Origin of the sequence: Streptomyces sp. NPDC001513 (assembly GCF_042894695.1) — a bacterium.
In the GTDB taxonomy this organism is placed as follows: Bacteria; Actinomycetota; Actinomycetes; order Streptomycetales; family Streptomycetaceae; genus Streptomyces.
The window spans coordinates 554,045-572,173 of sequence record NZ_JBIAVU010000001.1 but is presented as its reverse complement, the minus strand read 5'-3'; the positions used below and the strand labels follow the sequence as shown (position 1 = coordinate 572,173).

General features: G+C 70.3%; 19 protein-coding genes and 1 pseudogene. 6 read left to right on the top strand and 14 right to left on the bottom strand.

The features are described from left to right. Positions 1–96 precede the first annotated feature (96 nt). Positions 97–612, bottom strand: coding sequence for a winged helix-turn-helix transcriptional regulator (locus ACFYZ4_RS02740; protein WP_390782784.1), 516 nt, complete (start codon positions 610–612; stop codon positions 97–99). A 99-nt stretch (positions 613–711) separates the two neighbouring features. Here ACFYZ4_RS02740 and ACFYZ4_RS02735 point away from each other — a divergent pair, with 99 nt between their 5' ends. The 3 genes from ACFYZ4_RS02735 (at position 712) to ACFYZ4_RS02725 (ending at position 2,341) form a co-directional block, all read left to right on the top strand. Then, positions 712–1,497 (top strand): SDR family oxidoreductase, encoded by a 786-nt coding sequence (locus ACFYZ4_RS02735; protein ID WP_390782783.1) that lies wholly within the window; start codon positions 712–714, stop codon positions 1,495–1,497. A 22-nt stretch (positions 1,498–1,519) separates the two neighbouring features. Beyond that, positions 1,520–1,879, top strand: coding sequence for a nuclear transport factor 2 family protein (locus ACFYZ4_RS02730; protein WP_390782782.1), 360 nt, complete (start codon positions 1,520–1,522; stop codon positions 1,877–1,879). Between the two features lie 219 nt (positions 1,880–2,098). Continuing rightward, a complete protein-coding gene (locus ACFYZ4_RS02725; RefSeq protein ID WP_390782781.1) occupies positions 2,099–2,341 on the top strand; it encodes a hypothetical protein in 243 nt (80 codons plus the stop codon). Positions 2,342–2,708: 367 nt separating this feature from the next. Here the strand turns inward: ACFYZ4_RS02725 and ACFYZ4_RS02720 are convergent, their stop codons facing one another. Genes ACFYZ4_RS02720 through ACFYZ4_RS02710 form a run of 3 tightly spaced genes read right to left on the bottom strand, consistent with a single transcriptional unit; the run spans position 2,709 to position 5,136 of the window. Next, positions 2,709–3,068: an STAS domain-containing protein gene (locus ACFYZ4_RS02720; RefSeq protein ID WP_351295657.1), complete on the bottom strand. Its 360-nt coding sequence runs from the start codon at positions 3,066–3,068 to the stop codon at positions 2,709–2,711. Continuing rightward, a complete protein-coding gene (locus ACFYZ4_RS02715) occupies positions 3,065–4,327 on the bottom strand; it encodes a PP2C family protein-serine/threonine phosphatase (protein ID WP_390782912.1) in 1,263 nt (420 codons plus the stop codon). Before ACFYZ4_RS02715 ends, ACFYZ4_RS02720 begins: the two co-directional genes overlap by 4 nt. Then, a complete protein-coding gene (locus tag ACFYZ4_RS02710) occupies positions 4,327–5,136 on the bottom strand; it encodes an alpha/beta fold hydrolase (protein WP_390782780.1) in 810 nt (269 codons plus the stop codon). The genes ACFYZ4_RS02715 and ACFYZ4_RS02710 overlap by 1 nt, the downstream gene beginning before the upstream one ends. A 264-nt stretch (positions 5,137–5,400) precedes the next feature. On the opposite strand from ACFYZ4_RS02710, the gene ACFYZ4_RS02705 reads away from it, so the two are divergent. Next, a complete protein-coding gene (locus ACFYZ4_RS02705; protein WP_390782779.1) occupies positions 5,401–6,069 on the top strand; it encodes a recombinase family protein in 669 nt (222 codons plus the stop codon). Here the strand turns inward: ACFYZ4_RS02705 and ACFYZ4_RS02700 are convergent. Together ACFYZ4_RS02700 and ACFYZ4_RS02695 are read right to left on the bottom strand one after the other, a co-directional pair. Then, on the bottom strand, positions 6,047–6,487 hold the full coding sequence (locus tag ACFYZ4_RS02700) for a hypothetical protein (RefSeq protein ID WP_390782911.1): 441 nt from the start codon (positions 6,485–6,487) through the stop codon (positions 6,047–6,049). The two genes, ACFYZ4_RS02705 and ACFYZ4_RS02700, sit on opposite strands and share 23 nt — an antisense overlap. 201 nt (positions 6,488–6,688) lie before the next feature. Further along, a complete protein-coding gene (locus ACFYZ4_RS02695; protein ID WP_351295647.1) occupies positions 6,689–6,919 on the bottom strand; it encodes a DUF6479 family protein in 231 nt (76 codons plus the stop codon). Positions 6,920–7,288: 369 nt separating this feature from the next. Between ACFYZ4_RS02695 and ACFYZ4_RS02690 the strand changes: the two genes are divergently transcribed. Continuing rightward, complete coding sequence (locus tag ACFYZ4_RS02690) at positions 7,289–9,556, top strand: catalase (RefSeq protein ID WP_390782778.1); 2,268 nt, start codon at positions 7,289–7,291, stop codon at positions 9,554–9,556. A gap of 161 nt (positions 9,557–9,717) precedes the next feature. On the opposite strand, the gene ACFYZ4_RS02685 is transcribed toward ACFYZ4_RS02690, so the two are convergent. From ACFYZ4_RS02685 to ACFYZ4_RS02650, 8 genes and pseudogenes are all read right to left on the bottom strand, one after another. After that, positions 9,718–11,001 carry an AI-2E family transporter gene (locus ACFYZ4_RS02685; RefSeq protein ID WP_390782777.1) on the bottom strand — a complete coding sequence of 428 codons (1,284 nt, stop codon included), beginning with the start codon at positions 10,999–11,001 and terminating at the stop codon, positions 9,718–9,720. Positions 11,002–11,199: 198 nt separating this feature from the next. Beyond that, positions 11,200–12,033 (bottom strand): phosphatase PAP2 family protein, encoded by an 834-nt coding sequence (locus tag ACFYZ4_RS02680; RefSeq protein WP_351295638.1) that lies wholly within the window; start codon positions 12,031–12,033, stop codon positions 11,200–11,202. A 58-nt stretch (positions 12,034–12,091) separates the two neighbouring features. Continuing rightward, positions 12,092–13,045, bottom strand: a complete 954-nt coding sequence (locus ACFYZ4_RS02675; protein ID WP_351295635.1) for a YihY/virulence factor BrkB family protein — start codon at positions 13,043–13,045, stop codon at positions 12,092–12,094. Positions 13,046–13,094: 49 nt separating this feature from the next. Further along, positions 13,095–14,879: a diacylglycerol kinase family protein gene (locus ACFYZ4_RS02670; protein ID WP_351295632.1), complete on the bottom strand. Its 1,785-nt coding sequence runs from the start codon at positions 14,877–14,879 to the stop codon at positions 13,095–13,097. 603 nt (positions 14,880–15,482) lie between these two features. Continuing rightward, the gene (locus ACFYZ4_RS02665; RefSeq protein ID WP_351295629.1) at positions 15,483–15,656 is read right to left on the bottom strand and encodes a CsbD family protein; all 174 of its coding nucleotides are present in this window, start codon (positions 15,654–15,656) and stop codon (positions 15,483–15,485) included. A 102-nt stretch (positions 15,657–15,758) separates the two neighbouring features. Then, positions 15,759–16,124: a PRC-barrel domain containing protein gene (locus ACFYZ4_RS02660; RefSeq protein ID WP_351295626.1), complete on the bottom strand. Its 366-nt coding sequence runs from the start codon at positions 16,122–16,124 to the stop codon at positions 15,759–15,761. Positions 16,125–16,596: 472 nt separating this feature from the next. Then, a pseudogene (locus tag ACFYZ4_RS02655) lies at positions 16,597–16,689 on the bottom strand (DUF6131 family protein); the annotation flags it as partial. A gap of 97 nt (positions 16,690–16,786) precedes the next feature. Continuing rightward, positions 16,787–16,966 (bottom strand): hypothetical protein, encoded by a 180-nt coding sequence (locus ACFYZ4_RS02650; protein WP_351295623.1) that lies wholly within the window; start codon positions 16,964–16,966, stop codon positions 16,787–16,789. Between the two features lie 287 nt (positions 16,967–17,253). Between ACFYZ4_RS02650 and ACFYZ4_RS02645 the strand changes: the two genes are divergently transcribed. Beyond that, positions 17,254–18,123: an arpA protein gene (locus tag ACFYZ4_RS02645; protein WP_351295620.1), complete on the top strand. Its 870-nt coding sequence runs from the start codon at positions 17,254–17,256 to the stop codon at positions 18,121–18,123. Positions 18,124–18,129 lie beyond the last annotated feature (6 nt).

Sequence of the window (18,129 nt, the reverse complement as noted above, 5' to 3'; positions counted from 1 at the left end):
ATGCGGTCCCTGACCTGGGATTTCACGGAACTCCGGCCAGAGCCTTGAAACGATCTGTGCGTCTCGGTCCTGCCTAGGTGCTTGGCCGCGACGTCCTCACGCTTCCGCGGGGGTGGCCGGCCGTTTCGCGTACCGGTGGCGCATGGCGTCGCTGGCTGCGGGACCCGCGGTGAAGACGTAGGTGTCGCTGTCCTCGAGCCGGCGGCCGGTCTTGGCGTCGACGACGACGGGCTCGACTTCCTCGCCACTGTGCGCGTTGATGAGGATCATGCTGCGTTCGGCCGGTGCGAGGCGGGAGTTGCCCCATGCGGCCAGGGCGACGATCACCGGCCGCAGGGAGTACCCGAGTTCGGTGAGAACGTACTCGTGACGTACCGGGTTGGTCTGGTAGGGCCGACGCTCCAGCAGTCCGTCCGCGACTAGGGTCTTCAGCCGGGTGGTGAGCATGCTGGAGGAGATGCCCAGGCTCTCCTGGAACTGGTCGAAGCGGGTGTAGCCGTCGAAGGCGTCATGGAGGATCAGCAGCGTCCACCACTCACCCACGTGTTCTACCGTCGTGGACAACGGGCACTCCTGGTCCTCCAGCCTGATCCGACTTGCCACGGCGACCATCCTCCCAGTTGCTGCTAAAGTCGAAGTTACTAGCTTCTATTTTAGCAGTAATGACGGGAGCGGCGCCTTCTGCGCCCGCATCCGGGAGCGGAGCACATCGTGAACACGTCCATCAGTGAGTCCCTCGAAGGCCGACGTGCTCTGGTGACCGGAGGCACCAAGGGCACCGGGGCTGCCATCGCCCGACGTCTCGCCGAGGCCGGCGCGACCGTGCTGGTCACCGCACGCAGCCGCCCCGAAGCCATGGAGGAGAAGACGTTCATCACCGCCGACCTGTCCACCGCCCAGGGCGCGGCCCGCGTCGCTGCCGATGTGGACGCCCGTCTGGGAGGCGTCGACATCCTGGTCAACACCCTCGGCGGGTCCGAGGCACCCGCTGGAGGGTTCGCGGCGCTCGGAGAGGACGACTGGGCCAGGGAGCTGAACACGAACCTGCTGGCCGCCGTCCGTCTGGACCGCGCACTCCTGCCGCACATGATCGCCACGGGCAAGGGCGCGGTCGTACACGTCACCTCGATCCAGCGCCGCATGCCGCTGTGGAACGGAACTCTCGCCTACGCAGCCGCCAAGGCCGCCCTGACCACCTACAGCAAGGGCCTGGCCAACGAGGTCGCCCCGCACGGCATCCGCGTCAACACCGTCTCGCCCGGCTTCGTGCAGACCTCGGCCGCCGACAACCTCGTCGCCCGGATCGCAGAGGAGGCAGACATCACCCAGGAAGCGGCGCTGGGCCGGCTCATGGACTCCCTGGGCGGCATCCCCCTCGGCCGTCCCAACCGGCCCGAGGAGGTCGCCGAGCTCGTCGCCTTCCTCGTCTCCGACCGCGCCTCGGCCATCGTCGGCGCCGAACACGTCATCGACGGCGGCACCACCCCCACCGTCTGAACCCACCACCCCGAGGAGCGTCATGCACGACAACCAGCCCCGAACCATCACCCCGGACACCCTGCCCGAGGTCATCACCCGATACCTCACAGCGCACCGCACCCACGACACCGCAACCGCAGCCACGGCGTTCACCCGCGAAGCCACAGTGATCGACGACGGCAACACCTACGAGGGCACCAAGGCGATCGAGGGTTGGCTCGGCCGATCCGCCACCGAATTCACCTACACCACCCACCTGACGAACGCTCAGCAGACCGACGCGACGCACTACATCGCCACCCACCACCTCGAAGGCAACTTCCCTGGCGGCACCATCGATCTGAGCTACCAGTTCACACTCCGCGAAGACCTCATCGAACGCCTCGTGATCGAGCCCTGAGCCCGGACACCTGTCGCCGCCTGCGCGAAATGCCCCGCTCACCCCGGGCCGCCCATCCCAGCCGTCCTACCCAGTCAGCCCGGTCACCGGGCCAGCCCTCACCTTCGGCATACACCCGCAGATCAGCATGCGCGTGCCTGAGGAATCAAGGCGAGCAACTCCGAGGCCATCCTCAGCACCGGGTGAGGAGAGTCGAAGATCCCCATCAGCCGAGGGCCGGTGGCGCTGTTCAACCACGCGGTGACGTGGCTGCGTAAGACCCGGGTGCTGCTGCCGGGGGTGTCGGTGCTGGCCCGGCGGGTGTCGGAGGCCGCACGGTGGCCGCGTCGGCGGCTGTATGAGGCGGTGGCCCGTGCCGGGCACCGGGCCGATCCCGCGCTCGCGCCGGCGCCGGCCGGGCTGCTGGTGGTGTCAGGGCAAAGCGGGTCTTGGAGCTGGAGCGGCTGCGCACGCCGCCGGTGAAGACGACGGGCACACAGCGACGATCCGTGCCAAGGAGCGAGTGGAGGAGATCTCCACATTTCCACTGGGCCGGGTGAACCAGTCTCGGGTTCCCATGAACCGGTTGTCCACGCTGCTCGGTACGGGCAGCTGAGCAAGGCGCGGACGATCGAGCGGGCGCCGGATCCGCGGCGCGCCGCACTGCTTGGGCCGCTACCTGCTAAACATTCAGGCCAGCGGTCCCGCCCAGGGCCTGCGGCCTCTAGTGACCCGGACGCAGTCGGCGCGGAGGACGCCGAAGACTGACCGCTTCGCGGCACGGCCGTTGCGGGGCTCGGGACAGCATGCTTCGCAGGAGTCCTGGCCCGCCGGGATTTGGTGCCGCAGGTCAGTCCGGGGTGCGCTGCCAGGCGTCCTCGGCGGCCTGGGCGGTGGGGTGGGTGGGAAAGACCTGCTCCAGGCCGACGATGCGGAAGATCCGGGCGACGCGTTCGGGGACGGCGGCCAGCGCGATGGCCGCGTCGGCGGCCAGGGCGTGGTTGCGGGCGGCGATCAGGACGGTGATGCCGCTGGAGTCGCAGAAGGTGATCGCCGCGAGGTCGATGACGAGCTGCTGACCCGGGCGCAGGTCGAGCTGTGGGAGGGCGTCGCGGACGTCGGGCGCTGTGTGGTGGTCGAGTTCTCCGGCGAGTTCGATGACCGGGCCAGCGGTGGTGGTGCGGGTGTGGAGGGTCAGGTGTTTGGTCACGGCCGCTCTTCACTGAGGGTTCGGGGCACGTGGATGGCGAGGACGGCGGTGTCGTCGTCCACGCCGGTGCCGAAGGTGTCGAGCAGGTCGCGGACGGCGCCGATGGCGCCCGACGCGGTGGTGGGGGCCAGAGCGCGGGCGAAGGCGAGCAGGGCGTCGTCGCCGTACCGGCCGTCGGGGCCGGTTGCGGTGTGGGCTTCGGTCAGGCCGTCGGTGTGCAGGAGCAGAGTGTCGCCGGCACCGAGGTGGACGTTGGTGGTGGAGATGTGGGCGTTGGGGAGGACGCCGATGAGCTGGCCGCCGGGGGTGGGCAGGTAGTCGGCGCTACCGTCGGCGCGCATCAGCAGGGCCGGGGGGTGTCCGCCGCTGGCCAGGATGATGGTGAAGCCGCCTCGTTCGGGGTCGGGCGCGAGCAGGCCGAAGACGACGGTGCAGAAGCGGGGGTCGGTGCCGTTGTACTCGTGGCCCAGGACCGTGTTGAGGTTGCCGAGGACGGCCGCCGGGTCCGGGTTGTAGACGGCGGCGGCCCGGAGCGTGTAGCGGGCCAGGGAGGTGACGGCCGCCGCTTTGGCGCCCTTGCCGCACACATCGCCGAGGAACATGCCCCAGGTTCCCGCGGCCAGGGGGAAGAGGTCGTAGAAATCGCCGCCGACCTCGTCCAGGGAGGCGATGTGGTAGTGCGCGGCCACGTCCAGGCCCGGCACGTCCGCCAGCACCGGGGGCAGCAGGGTCTTCTGCAAGGTGGTGTTCAAGACCTTGAGGCGGTCGCGTTCGAGGTCGGCTTGCTGCCGGGCCCGTAGCAGCTCCGTCTCGTAGGCGCGGCGGTCGCGGGCGTCGAAGATCGTGGTGCGGATCAGCAGCGGTTCGCCGTCACTGCCGGTCTTGACCGCCGAGGTGACCATGACGGGCAGGCGGGAGCCATTCGCGGCCTTCAGCTCCAGGGCGATACCGCTGATCTCGCCCTGCATGCGCAGCAGCGGCGCGAAGTGCGTCTCGTGGTAGAGCCGGCCGCCGACGGTCAGCAGCTCGGAGAAGTGCTTGCGGCCCACCAGATCGTCGCGTTCGTAGCCGAGCCAGTCCAGCAGGGTGGCGTTGATCTTCGCGATCCGCCCGTCCAACAGCGTGGACAGATAGCCACAGGGGGCATGCTCGTAGAGGTCCTCGGCGCTGTCCTCCAGCAGCTCGGAGAACCGGGCATCCTGGTCCGCTGGCCCCTGGAACGGGTCCTTGCTGTCTTCGGTTTCGTCGGCCGTGGACATCATCGGGCCGTATCCGCGAAGGCGGCGATCGCCGCGGCGGTCTCCTCCGGTGCGGCGAGCTGGGGGCAGTGCCCAGTCGCGGTCAGCGTGACCAGCCGGCTGTCCGGGATCTGCGCGTGGACGAACGCGCCCACCTCCGGCGGGGCGATCGCGTCATGGGAGCACTGGACAACCAGCGTGGGAACCCGCACTCCGGCAAGGTCGGCGCGGTTGTCGGACAGGAAGGTCACCCGCGCGAAGACCCGCGCGATCTCCGGATCGGTACGACAGAAGCTGTTCGTCAGCTCCTCACCCAGCTGAGGCCGCTCCGGATTGCCCATGATCACCGGCGCCATGGCGCCCGACCAGCCCAGATAGTTCGCATCCAGCGACTCCAGCAGCTCCTCGATGTCCTCGGCACTGAACCCGCCCCGGTAACCGGTGGCCGGGTCATCGATGAAACAGGGCGAGGGAGCGAGCAGGACCAGGCCTGCGAACGCCTCGGGCTCACGCACGGCGGCCAGCACACCCATCATCGCGCTCACCGAATGCCCCACGAATGTGACCGGGCCCAGACCCAGCTCCCGGCACACCTCCAGCACGTCGCCCACATACCCGTCGAGGGACGAGTAGCGTTCCCGGCTCCAGGCCGACAGCTGCGAGTGGCCCGCGCCCACGTGGTCGAAGAGGACGACGGTGAAGTCCCGCTCCAGAATCGGCACCACCAGACGCCACATGTTCTGATCGCACCCGAACCCGTGCGCCAGCACGACCACCGGCCCGCCGGCCCGCCCGGTCACCGTCACATGGTTCCTGCTCCGCACATCCATGCGCGTCATCCTCCCAGACCGCCCTCCCGCCCCATCCGCGCAAGCCTCACTCAAGGGTCGGTTCGGGGTACTTCTGAGAATTGTTTGTCACAGCATCCCGTGTCATGACGGTCCCTCAAGAGGCTTTCCCCGAGCGATGCAGGCGACATCGAGCGTCACCCCTGCCGTGGGCCCGGCCAGCCGTGGCGCCCAGGCACCCCCGTCCCGCTCGCCCTCGCGCCGGACACCCCGACCGCCGACATCCGCATCAGGTACGCCCGGTGCTTGACGCTCACCCAGGAACTCCAGTCGCAGCTCGACGCGCTGGCCGAACACGGCATCCCGCGCGACAAGGTGTTCTCCGAGAAGATCAGCGCCCGTATCCGGGTACGGCCGCAGCTCGAGGCCGCGCTCGCGCCGGCCCGCCAGATCAAGGCCCACGGCCTGGTCCTGGAGATGCTCGCCGGGCCCCTGCCCGGGACGTACGACCCCAGCGGGCCCGGCCGTCTGCTGTTCGCGTTCTTCGTCGCCATGGCGGAGACCGAGCGGGAGAACATCCGCGAGTCGACCCTCGAAGGACTCGACGCGGCGGCTCGCAAGGGCAGGCACGGCGGCCGGCCACCCGTCATCACCGACGACATGCTGCACACCGTGCTCCGGCGCCGCGCGAACGGCGAGTCGGTCGAGCAGATCCAGCCCGACCTGATCATCCCGACAGGCAAGCGTCAGTGTCTGGCCCCAAGCGTCGCGAGCATCTACCGGGTGCTCGCCGAGCACGAGGAGCAGGAGACGTACCCCGAAGCCTTCGTCCAGGCGCACGCCGATTTCGCCAACCTCCAGGACGCCAACGACACCCCCCCCCGACCAGGGCCGGGCTCTGCGTGCCCACGGCCACCCGGCGTGGTCGGCGCCCCCGCGGGCGTGGGAGTTGTCAGAGGTTCTGGGCACGAATGACGACCAGTTCTTCCAGCTCCTCGGCATCGGTGGCCAGGCCTTGCCGCTCCAGCCAGGCTCGGCGAGACCGCAGGACGGGCCCCCAGGGCACGAGGGCCCTGGAGGTCACCTCCGCGCCCAGCCCCGCCGCACCGAACCGGTCGACGGTTTCCTGGGATCCGCACATACCTGAATGCACCATGAGCAGGACGCCGCCGGGGCGCAGCAGGGCCGGGACGTTCGCGCGCCAGCAGACGTCGATCGCCGTGACCCTGGCCCCGCGGCACGCGGCGTGGAGAGCCAGCGCGCCGGTCCCGGTCCCGATCTCCAGCACCTCCGTGCCACGGGTCACCGTTTCCTGCGCGAGAGCCTGGGCGAGGAGTCGCGTGTCGACTTGCGGCTGATAGACGCCCGGGAGAGCGATCAACCCGGCGGGCAGCGTGCCCAAGGTCAGAGCCGTACTTGCCACGGCGTGCCCCCGCGATAGGTGTGACCCGCTCGCACGGGCCGGCAGCCGCCGGCCACTCCGCACGAGTGCCAATTCCGGCGCAGCTCATCCGCATCACAGACGATCACCACACCCTGCCCCCACGCGAGAGGGCCCGACGTCTGATCGGCCCTCTCGCGTGGAGCGGTCGCGCTACGGGCGGGTTTCTTCGCCGCCCTGATCATTTTCGGGGGTTGCCCACGATTGCGCGCGCTGCTGCGCCTCAGACGGCTGCTGACCCGGCTGGGCGGGGGCTCTGCGCCGGGCACTGCGTCGGCTGCCGTACCAGAAGGCGCCGATCAGGAGGGCAGCCACCATCACGCCGGCGAGGATGAGGAACAGCGAAGCCTGGCCTTCGGCCGCAAGGTTTCCGATAGCAGTCATGGCGGGCGTCTGCCCGCACTGGGGCCGCTTATCGGGCGACTACTGCGGATGGCGACGCCCGGGGGTTCGTTCCGGATGGGACGCATGATGTTGCGTCGCGGGGCCGGATTCCCAAGCGGCGGCGTCGCGTGACGGGGTCACGCTCCGCCCTCGAAGGTGCCGTCCGTGCCCGGTCACGGTCGGTCTGCCCTGCCTTTCACCGCGCGCAGGCGACGAAGGCCCGGAGCCCGTTAGCCGATCTGGGCGTACTCAGCGTGCCCGAGGCGAATGGAATCGAAAGGCTTACGTCCGGGGCATAACTGCCGCCTGCCGGATATGCGGCAGAACATCTCGTAGGTCACGCAGTCCGGCCAAGAGGAGACGACACGCATGGCGCAGAAAAAGGCAGCCAAGGCCAAGAAGGCCACGCCCGCCAAACCGAAGAAGCAAGCCGATTCCCCCGGGATCCCCGGCCGGCCCGCACCGGAGTCGCCCGCCGCCGGTGAACCGACCGTCCCGCGCGAGCCGCTGCCGCCGAAACCGGACCAGGCCGGCCCCGACACCCTCAGCCCCACGGGGCAGCCCACCGGCGTGCCCCAGGCCGTGGTGGCGCAGGGCGACGCCTACCTGACGACCGCCCAGGGCGCCCGGTTGTACGACAGCGACCACTCCTTGAAGGCGGGTGCGCGGGGTCCGGTCCTGCTGCAGGACCACCACCTGCGGGAGAAGATCACCCACTTCGACCACGAACGCATCCCCGAGCGCGTCGTGCACGCCCGCGGCGCCGCCGCGCACGGCGTCTTCCAGGGCTACGGCACTGCGGGCAAGGTCACCGAGGCGGCGTTCCTGGCGAAGGGTGTCGAGACACCGGTGTTCGTCCGGTTTTCCACCGTCCTCGGCTCGCGCGGCTCGGCGGACACGGTGCGCGACACGCGGGGCTTCGCGACGAAGTTCTACACCGACGAGGGCACCTTCGACCTGGTGGGCAACAACATCCCGGTCTTCTTCATCCAGGACGCCATCAAGTTTCCCGACATCATCCACGCCGGGAAGCCGCATCCGGACAGGGAGATTCCGCAGGCGCAGAGCGCGCACGACACGTTCTGGGACTTCGTGTCCCTGCACACCGAGGCCACCCACCACACCATCTGGAACATGTCCGACCGCGGCATCCCGCGGTCCTTCCGGATGATGGAGGGCTTCGGCGTCCACACCTTCCGGCTTGTCAACGCCAAGGGCGCCACGACCCTGGTGAAGTTCCACTGGAAGCCGAAGCTCGGCGTGCACTCCCTCGTCTGGGAGGAAGCACAGATCACCAGCGGCATGGACCCCGACTTCCACCGACGCGACCTCGCCGACGCCATCGAGTCCGGCGCGTTCCCGCAGTGGGAGCTGGGCATTCAGACCTTCCCCGACACCCCGGAGCAGACCTTCGAGGGAATCGACCTCCTCGATCCCACGAAGCTCGTCCCCGAGGAGCTCGCCCCCGTACAGCCCATCGGGCTGATGACGCTGAACGCCAACCCGAGCAACTACTTCGCCGAGACGGAGCAGGTTGCCTTCCACCCCGGACACCTGGTCCCCGGGATCGACGTGACCGACGACCCGCTGCTCGCCGGGCGGCTCTTCTCCTACCTCGACACGCAGATCAGCCGCCTCGGCGGCCCCAACTTCGGGCAAATCCCGATCAACCGGCCGCACGCCCCCGTCAATGACATGCTCCGCGACGGCATGCACCAGAGCGCCGTCCACACCGGCGTGGCCCCCTACCGGCCCAACAGCCTCGACGGCGGCTGCCCCTTCCTCGCCGGCACCGACACCGGCGCCTTCATCGAGGTCCCTCACGAGCTGCCAGAGGCGCGCAAGGTCCGTGAGGCGCCCGCCTCATTCGCCGACCACTTCTCCCAGCCCCGCCAGTTCTGGCTCAGCATGACGCCGGTGGAGCGCGAACACATCATCGCCGCCTACACCTTCGAACTGAACAAGTGCTACGAGCAGGTCATCAAGGAGCGCGTCCTGGGCGTTCTCGCCAACATCGACGCCGAGCTGTGCGCGGAGGTCGCCGCCGGCCTCGGCCTTCCCGCCCCCGCTCCCACGGAGCGGGTCACCGACGTCGACCCGAGTCCGGCCCTGTCGCAGGTCGGCGGCGTCTGGCCGGTAGACGGGCGGGTCGTCGGCATCGTGGCCGACCCGGCCTCCGACCTGGGCGCCGTACGGGCCGTGCGTGAGGCCGTACTGGACGCCGGCATGGTCCCCCTCGTGATCGCGCCGACAGGCGGCACCCTGGGCACGAAGAAGACCCAGGTGACCGTCCAGCGTACTTTCGCCACCGCCCGCTCCGTTGAGTTCGACGCACTGCTGTTCGCCGGGACGCCGGAGGCCGGCGCCGACGCCTACGGGGCTCGCGACGCCAAGGCCGGCACGCAGCAGCCCGGCAGCAGGCCCGACCCGCGCGTCCTGATGCTGCTTACCGAGGCCTACCGTCACGGCAAGGCCGTCGGCGGCTGGAACGACGCCGCCCAGCTCTTCGAACTGGCGGGCATTGGCACGAACGAGCCCGGCGTCGCCTACCGGGACACCGCTGCCGCGGCCCTGGAGGGGCTGGTCCGGGGGTTGGCCGAGCACCGGGCCTGGGACAGGTTCCCCACCACGCTCTGAACGGCCCAGTCAAACGAAACCGGCCGAAGGAACCTCGCCCCTGCTCTTACGTCGACAGGCGGCGCGCGGGCGTGGCGGGGTGGTGCACGGTGAGGCCAACGGGATCGTGAGGGCATCAGGTCGCACTCCCAGGAGGGCGTCGTGCGGACCCGGCCCCGGTGTCAGGCGGGTTCCTGGTCCGGCGCCGCGGGCGGATCCGCCTGCTCCTCCTCGACTGCCACTGGGGACCCGTCCGCCGATTCGTCGTCCCCGCCGTTGGCGCGCAGGTGCCCGATCACCGTATTGGCCACCGCGACCAGCGGGACGGCGACGACCGCTCCGCCGATGCCGGCGACCACGCCGCCGGTGGCGACGGCCAGGACCACGGCCAGCGGGTGGACCCGTACGGCCCTCCCGAGGATGAACGGCTGTAGGACGTGCCCCTCGATCTGCTGGACGACGAGCACCACCAGCAGGGTCATCAGTGCGGTGAAGACCCCTTGGGTGACCAATGCGACGACCACCGCGAGGGCCCCGGACGCGACGGCGCCCACGAGGGGCACGAACGAGGCCAGGAAGATCACCACGGCGATGGGGACGGCGAGCGGCACGCCCAGGAAGTAGATGCCGAGGCCGATGAAGAGCGCGTCGATGAAGGCGACGACCAGCGTTCCGCGGACATAGGCGGTCAGGGTTCCCCAGGCGGCCGGGCCCGCGTCGGCGACGTCCGGCCGGGCGGCGGCGGGGACCAGCCCCAGCGTCCACCGCCAGATGCGCCTGCCGTCGTACAGAAGAAAGAGCGTCGAGAACATCGCCAGCAGCATGCCGGTGATGATCTCCACCAGGACGGTCACGCCCCGCAGCCCGGTCGAGGTGATCTCGCTGGTACTGGTGCCGATGGCATCGCTCAGGCTGCCGGCAATGTCGTTGATCTGCTGCTCGGTCACGTGGAAGGGGCTGTCGAGGAGCCATCGTTTCAGCTCTTCGATGCCTTCCTGGAGCCGCCCGGACAGATTGTCCAGGTTGTCGAGCACCTGCCAGACGACGAACCAGCCGATCAGCCCCAGGACGACGAACCCGAAGAGCGCGGTCAGGGCGGTGGACAGCCCTTGGGAGAGCCCTGCACGGTGCAGCCGGGCGACCGTCGGTTCCAGCAGGGCGGTGATCAGCAGCGCGGCCGCGAAGGCGAGGACGACGAGCCGGACCGAACCGATCACCCGCATGATGACCCACAGGGTGGCCGCGAGCACCAGGAACCGCCAGCCGGCCTCGGCCGCGACCCGTACGCCCCAGGGCACCGCTCGGGCGGGGTCCGGGTTGCGCGGACGGGCCCGGCGGGCCTCCGCGACACGCTGCCGCTCGGCCAGCAGCTCTGCCTCGTGCCGCGCCTCCACCTGCGTACGACGATCACCGAGCGCCGCGGCACCTTCCTTCACGCGACCGAGCCACGTACGGATTCCAGGCATGCGCACCCTCCTTCCTCATCCGGCTGCCCCGGATTCCGGGGATCAGGCCGGTGCGGCCCGACGCGTTCGGAGAGGGACGCCCCCGACACGGTCCACTCCGTCCTGCTGACGGCGTCGGAGCTCGTCACCAACGCGCACATCCACGCCCGCAGCAGCACCGGGCCGTTCGCACGCGGTGGTGTGAGTAGCGACGCTCGGTCATCCGGTCGGTCCGTCCGTGGGCCCAGGCCGACCGGATGCCCCGAGGGTCGGCTCGGGTTCGGTCCCCAAGATCTCGGGCTCCAGTCCCTCCGTGAGGCCGGTCCGGCGGCGTCCGATGTCCGCCCGCCAGGCTTCGAAGGCGAGCGTCGTGGCCGTGACCACCACGAGCCCGAGGAGCCAGCCTCCGACGACGTCGCTGACCCAGTGCACGCCCAGCGCGACGCGGGTGTAGCCGACCCCGAGCACGCTCGTCACCGCCAGCGCCCAGGGCAGGGGCCGCCAGGCGGGCGGCACCAGCGGGAGCAGGACGAGGAGGAGCACCGCGCAGGACACCATGGCCGTCATGGCGTGCCCGGAGGGGAAGGAGTACCCGGGCGCGTGGGCGACGGCGTCGGGCAGGTGCGGGCGGGCCCGTTCCACCACGCTCTTCGCCAGGAACCCCAGGAGGGCGCCGGCCGTCTCGGTGACGGCGGCCCACACCGCCAGGCGCCATGCGCGGCGCCTCAGCAGCCACACGACCAGGGCGGCCACCAGGAGCCGCATGGTCACCGGGTCCCACAGTACGTCCGTCAGGAAGCCCAGCACCCGTACCCGCCAGGGGTCTTCGAGGGCGGCACGGTGGAGCCGTTCGGCCGTGTCCCGGTCGAGGCGGTGGAGCGGGGGCCACCGGGATTCGACGAGCACGAGGGCGAGGACGAACGGCACGGTCACGGCGGTCGTCGCCGTCACCGTCAGCAGGAGTCTCGTCCCGAAGGCGGCATCGGGCCCGGAGCGTCCGGCCAGGAACGCGCGGGCTGCGCGGCGTCGGGAGCGGGGCGGGCGCTGTGCCATGGGTACGCGGCTTTCGGTCGGGGTCGCTCGGGCGGCGGGGCGGGGTGGGCGGTGGCTGTCAGACTCCGGGGTCCCGTGCGATCGGTTCGCGCACGCCGGCTCGTACGGCTTCCAGCTGGGCGGCGAAGGAGAGGCCGAGGAACAGGGCCAGGGAGGTCAGGTAGGACCACAGCAGCAGTGAGACGAGGGCGCTGAGGGGCCCGTACACGCTGGTGAAGGTGCTGCTGGCGCCGACGTACAGGCTCAATGCCCAGGTCGCCGCGATCCACAGTCCCAGGTAGACGACGGCGCCGAAGGCGAGCCAGGTGTAACCCGGCTGGTCGCGGCGCGGTGAAAGGCGGAAGATCGCGCTGGTGGCCAGCACGGCCAGCAGGACCCCGGCCGGCCAACGCAGGACATCGCAGGTCCGGATGGTGCTCGGCCCGAGGTGGTAGACCTCGGCGAAGGCGTGGACGAGGTCGGTGCCGAGGACGGTGAGGACGAAGCTGAGCCCCAGCGGAAGACCCGCGAGGGCGGCCATGACGAGCCCGCGGGCGTACTTGCGCAGGAAGGGCCGGTCGCGTTCGTTGCCGTAGATGCGGTTGGCGCCGCGTTCGACCTGGCACAGGCTCGTGGTGACGTTGACGAGGGAGAAGAGCAGGCCCAGCCAGAGGGCGGCCTGGCCGCCGTCGCCGGCGTGGCGGCGGCTCTCGCGCAGGGCTTCATCGACCACCTCCCGGCTGGGTCCACTGGTGATCCGTCCGATCGTCAGCTCGGCCACGCGGCCGATGTCCTCGGTGTGGAGGATGCTCGACAGGCCGATGGCGGCGATGGCGAGGGGCACGATGGACAGGACGGTCTGCAGGGCAAGGGCGCGGGAGTGGCTGAAGCCGTCCGCGTAGCGAAAGCGCAGGAAGGAGTCTCGGACCAGGCTCCATCCTCCGTAGCGGCGCAGGGCGGACCAGGCCTCGTCCGCGGACAGTTCCTCGCCGACCACGTCACGTCTCTGTGGCACTCGGCTCGCGGTTCCCATCGGCTTCCTGACTGTGTGTGGCCCCGGCGCACGGGGCGCCGTGACGGGTTCAGTGGAGCGGGGTCCGGGACACGTGCGCACCTGCGGGGGCGCGTGTGTCCTCCGTGTCATGGGTGTGGGTGCGTTCGTGCTCGTGGGGGTGGCTCGGAGTGGTTCCCGGGGCCCCGGGGAGGAAGACCTGCAGGGTGCCCGGTTCCACCTCGGCGAACAGCCGGGAGCCTTCCGTCATGGTGTCGCCGTCGACCTCCCGGGCCTGTACGACGGCGAAGCGGATCTTGATCCGGCGGGCGCTGATGTACTCCAGGGCCCCTCCGGCCACGGTCCGGCCGCCCGTCGGCCGCTGGGGCGACGCGTCCGGCGCGCGTGCACCCGTGCGGACAAGCCGGGAAGCCAGGTGTCCTGCCGCGGCGAGCCAGCCCGCCGCGCCCCGGGGGGCGAACAGGACGACCTCCAGCCGCCCGCTGTCCGGCCGTGCCCGGGGCAGGAGTTCGAGTCCGCCCTGGAGCGCGCCCACGTTGCCGACGACGACCATCCGCGCCCGGCGTCGACGGACCCGGCCCCCGTCCACCCGGAAAGCCAGGCGCATGCCCGGGTCTCCCAGGTGCCGGACGGCCGACAGTACGTACGCGGCCCAGCCGAGGCGGGCCTTGAGCGCGGGCGAGGTGTCGCGGACCGTGACGGCGTCGAATCCGGCCCCCGTCATGACGGTGAACCGTGTCGACGGGAGGCCATCGCCCCAGACCCGCCCCACGTCCATGGGGAAGACGCCGCCGCCGAGGGCGGTGTCGAGGGCGGCGAGCGGATCCAACGGGAGGTCCAGATTGCGGGCGAGGAGGTTGCCCGTCCCGCAGGGCACGAGCGCCAGCGGTGTGCCGGTGCCGGCCACCACGTCGGCGCAGGCGCGGACCGTGCCGTCGCCGCCGCAGACGACGACGAGGTCGACTCCGGGTTCCGCACACTCCTCGGGCAGGGCCCCGCAGGGTTGTTCGATGGAGGTGGAGGTCCACCGTTGGTCGGTGTACCCGTGGCGGTGGAGGGCGAGGCGCACCCGCTCGGCCAGGTCGTCGCCGCAGCCGTGCGGGTGGCGGACCACGACGGCCCGCTGACCGGAACGCCCCCCGGCAGGCCCGTCGTCAGCCCCGCATCGCCCGACTCCACCACGGGCGCCCGGGACGGGGACAGTTGGCAGCACCGCGTCCTGTCCGCCCGCCGTGTCGCGGGTGCGGCCGGACAGGAACACCTGGCTCATGACGAGCAGAGTGGCCACGCCGTTGACCAGACCGCCCGCCACGTCGGAGGGGTGGTGCATGCCCCGGTACATCCGGGACAGCCCGACCACCGGCGGGAGCAGTACCAGAACCGCCGCCACGACGTATCGCCACGGGCCGCGAACGCGGGTCCACACCAGCGTGGCCAGCCCGCCGTACAGAGCCACCGAGGCGCCGACGTGGCCGGACGGGAAGCTCGAGGTGGGCGGCGCGCCGTCCAAGCGGGGCACATCGGGGCGGGGGCGGTCCACACACATCGTCACCACCAGGAAGACAGCCGACTGCACGGCGACCGACGCGCCAAGGAAGGCCGCCTCAGCCCAACGCGGGGTGCGGGGCAGCACGAGCAGGGCGATGACGCAGAGCAGCGTGACGCCGGCAATGCCTTCTGTGGAGGCCACGACGGACAGCCACTCCGACACGGAGCCCGCCCACGGGGTCCGGCGCGCGGCGAACGCGTCCGTGACCCGGTTCTCCGTCGCCAGCAGATGGTGGCTCGCCGGTACGGCGGTCACGAACAGGCCCAGCGCCACCATCACGGCGGCCTGGGCCGGTAGGAGCCACAAGAGCCGTGAACGTCTCGCGTCCGTGCCGCTTCGCGTAGTCATGGCAGCCTTGTTGCCCGAGGCGGCCCGATGATGCGCCGCCGCCGGCCGCTGCTGTTCGGCCGCTGCCTCGGGAACACTCAAGGGCCGGCAGTCCCTGGCCGGCTCGTCCTGCACGGTGTGGGCGCTGACGTGTCGCAGCGGAGGCCTGCCCTGTCGGCGGTGGGCGCCGTCCAGTCGATCAGCCGGGATCCGCTCACGCTTTCGTCCGGCCTTGCCTCGGCGCCGAGCTGCCACATCCACGTTACAGAGAGCTCTTCCGGCCTGGGTGAAGCCGGTGCTCAAGCCCCTCATCAGCGGTCCGTCGACGCCTCCGGGCCACCCCCCCCGGATCATCAACCGCAACAAGGAGGGAAGTCATGCCGGACCGAAGGCCGGGAGCCCCGTTGCGGAGCCACGAAAACGGTAACGGGGGGCGATCGACTCGCGAACGGTGCCCGTCGGTGGGATCTCTGTGCAAGGGACGGGCCAGTCTCCCAGCAGTGCCGGTTGGTTCGTACGGATGTGCGCTGGTCCCGAACCTCGACGGGTTCGGGACCAGCGCACATCTGCAGCGAGGCCAGGTCACCGCTTGAAGACGTCCTTGATCTTTTCCTTGGCCTGACGGGCATCGCCCTTTGCCTCTTCGGCGCGGCCTTCGGCGGTCAGTTCCTCATTGCCCACCAGGCGGCCGGTCTTCTCCTTGAGCTTGCCCTTGGCCTGCTCCGCCTTGGCTCGGTCCTTCTCGTCTTTCGACACAGCTGATCACTCCCTGGGGCTCTGGGAACTACCCTTGCTCTTCGCGTCTGACCGCTACCGTGACTGGCAAACGTGCGCCGCGAGACCTCTTCCGGCACCAGGTCAGGCGGGCGGGACACCGAACGGCATGCGGGAAAGGTAGTGCCCGCCCAGGACATCGCGATGGTCGGCGTTCCCGAGGTTCTCGTCCTTATGGAACTCCGGGGCGGCCTTGATCTGTTCTTTCGTACGGTCCACGTAGACCTTCTCTGCCGTGTGATCGATTCGGGTCACCAGACCGGCCGGCAGCAGGACCTCTTTGCCAAGGATCCACACACCGGTGTCGACGACCAGATAGGCAGCAGTGACCTCGTCGGAGTGCTTGTCGACTTTCCCGATGCTGCCGTCGAGCGCCTCGACCCCGTAGCCGGTGAGGTCGGCCGCGAGGTAGTCGACGCCGACGCGGTAGGCCCAGACGTTCTCCGTCATGAGAAACAACTCCTTCGATCGGAACCGTGGCACCTCCACCCCGTGGCCCGGGGGAGGCAGGAACCTCCGTCGACGGCGCGCCTGCCCAGAGACCGGCAGCCCCACTCCCCGTGGGCCCGGTTGTCGGGTCGCCCCGAGAAACATTGCCCTTCGACCGTTTGGCCCGACGGAGAGCGGCCACAAGCGTCGTCATGGGAGTCCGCGGCGGTGAGCGGCGCGGATTTGCCAGAAGGCCCGAGCCGCGTGGTGGCACCCCCCCCCGCCATCACGCGGCCGGGGCTCCGCCGCGCCACAAGCGACCTCCTGCCGCCCTGGCCCCGCACGGCAACCGAACGCATAGGTCGGTGCTCTTCCCGACCGAGCCACACAGCGGCTCGGTAGACCCCCGCCACTGGCGCTTCAGCAGCCGGCCACGGGCGCGGATCCGGACGGCAGGTGGCCGCTCCACCTTGCAGCACCGCTGACCTGACTGTTACCAGTAGTTCTTGCGTCCGCCGACGGAGTGCCCGAGGGCGCCCACGATCCAGAGGACGGCTCCGATGACGGCGAGGATGACGCCGATGGTCGCGCAGCGGGTACAGCCGCCGGCGCTTAATCCATGGCTGCTGCTAGACCAGGCGGCCGAGCACCACCAGCGGCGCGGACCCGGCCACGGTCAGCCGCTACACACTCATCCCCACCGGCCCATCCCCTAGTTCGGCCAGCGCGTCGACGTCGTCCTCCTTGACCCAGCCGGATAGGCGGTCCGCCCCCTGCGCTTCGTCCGCGAGGTGCAGCACGGGGTCGTCCACCCGGACGTCCGCGCGTACCTCTCCGCCGCCGAACCCCCACCCCGCGGACATCACCCGCGCCTTCTGGGGCGGCCTGCCATGGCAGACGACTGTCCACCACCCGACTGTTCCACGAGCACGGCGCCGACATCGTCCGGGGCTGCGCGAGCAGGGCCGCGGCGTCGAGGGAGGACCAACGCTCCGCCCCATGACACCCCAAGGTTCAGTGGGGCGCGTCACAGACAATCCGGCGGCGCTGTGAGAGCTTCAACTCGGTTACTCGTCAGTTCAGTTACTGAAGAGCCGAGGTGGGGGCAGGGCACCTCGGAACGGTCTGCCCGCCACGTGGAGAGGATCGAGTGAGCTCTTTGGAAGCCGCAACACTGGACCAGGTCGTCGACACCGCCCGCTACCCCCTGTCGGAACTCGACAGCGCCGAAGGCCGCGCTGTGGTGTCCCGTGCCAGGCGTGAACTGTCCGCCCTCGGCTGCACCGTGCTGCCCGACTTCATCCGTCCGTCACTGCGCGACACGCTGAGCCGCGAGTGCTCGACCATCGCGTCCCGGGCGCACTTCGACACCGAAACGGTCAACGTCTACAACATCGCGGTGAACGCGGAACTGCCGGACGACCACCCGGGTCGGAAGACCTTCGAGCGCGGCAACGCCTTCGTCGCCCGGGACCGCATCCCCGACGACGCCGTCATCAGCCGCCTCTACTCCGAGGAACTGTTCCACCGCTTCGTCGCACTGTGCTTCGGACTTCCGGAGCTCTACGAACTCGCGGACCCGCTCGCCGGGCTCGTCCTCAACGTCGTCGCGCCGGACAGGGAACACCCCTGGCACTTCGACACCAACGAGTACACGGTCAGCATGCTCACCCAACAGGCCGAGGTCGGCGGTGACTTCGAATACTGCCCGGGCATCCGGTCCGCGCACGACGAGGGATTCGACGACGTCCGGGACGTGCTCGAAGGCCGGGGCGGGGCACTCGTCCGCAGCCTCCCGCTGCAACCGGGTGACCTGCAGCTGTTCAAGGGCCGCTACTCGCTGCACCGGGTCAGCCCCGTCCGAGGCGGCGTCGCACGCCACTCTGCGATCTTCGCCTACAGCGAGCGCCCCGGCGTCGTCGGCAGCGTGGCCCGCACCCGGCAGCTCTTCGGCCGCGTACTGCCCGAGCATCTGGCGGCCGAGGGCCGGGCCGTCCGGGGCGACGCGCTGCTGGACTGACCGACC

What these genes read in the sequence shown, in the direction of transcription:
- ACFYZ4_RS02740 (WP_390782784.1), bottom strand. Translation starts at nt 612, where the DNA reads ATGGTCGCCGTGGCAAGTCGGATCAGGCTGGAGGACCAGGAGTGCCCG.
- ACFYZ4_RS02730 (WP_390782782.1), top strand. Translation starts at nt 1,520, where the DNA reads ATGCACGACAACCAGCCCCGAACCATCACCCCGGACACCCTGCCCGAG.
- ACFYZ4_RS02715 (WP_390782912.1), bottom strand. Translation starts at nt 4,327, where the DNA reads ATGTCCACGGCCGACGAAACCGAAGACAGCAAGGACCCGTTCCAGGGG.
- ACFYZ4_RS02710 (WP_390782780.1), bottom strand. Translation starts at nt 5,136, where the DNA reads ATGGATGTGCGGAGCAGGAACCATGTGACGGTGACCGGGCGGGCCGGC.
- ACFYZ4_RS02695 (WP_351295647.1), bottom strand. Translation starts at nt 6,919, where the DNA reads ATGACTGCTATCGGAAACCTTGCGGCCGAAGGCCAGGCTTCGCTGTTC.
- ACFYZ4_RS02690 (WP_390782778.1), top strand. Translation starts at nt 7,289, where the DNA reads ATGGCGCAGAAAAAGGCAGCCAAGGCCAAGAAGGCCACGCCCGCCAAA.
- ACFYZ4_RS02685 (WP_390782777.1), bottom strand. Translation starts at nt 11,001, where the DNA reads ATGCCTGGAATCCGTACGTGGCTCGGTCGCGTGAAGGAAGGTGCCGCG.
- ACFYZ4_RS02680 (WP_351295638.1), bottom strand. Translation starts at nt 12,033, where the DNA reads ATGGCACAGCGCCCGCCCCGCTCCCGACGCCGCGCAGCCCGCGCGTTC.
- ACFYZ4_RS02675 (WP_351295635.1), bottom strand. Translation starts at nt 13,045, where the DNA reads ATGGGAACCGCGAGCCGAGTGCCACAGAGACGTGACGTGGTCGGCGAG.
- ACFYZ4_RS02660 (WP_351295626.1), bottom strand. Translation starts at nt 16,124, where the DNA reads ATGACGGAGAACGTCTGGGCCTACCGCGTCGGCGTCGACTACCTCGCG.
- ACFYZ4_RS02650 (WP_351295623.1), bottom strand. Translation starts at nt 16,966, where the DNA reads ATGTCCGCGGGGTGGGGGTTCGGCGGCGGAGAGGTACGCGCGGACGTC.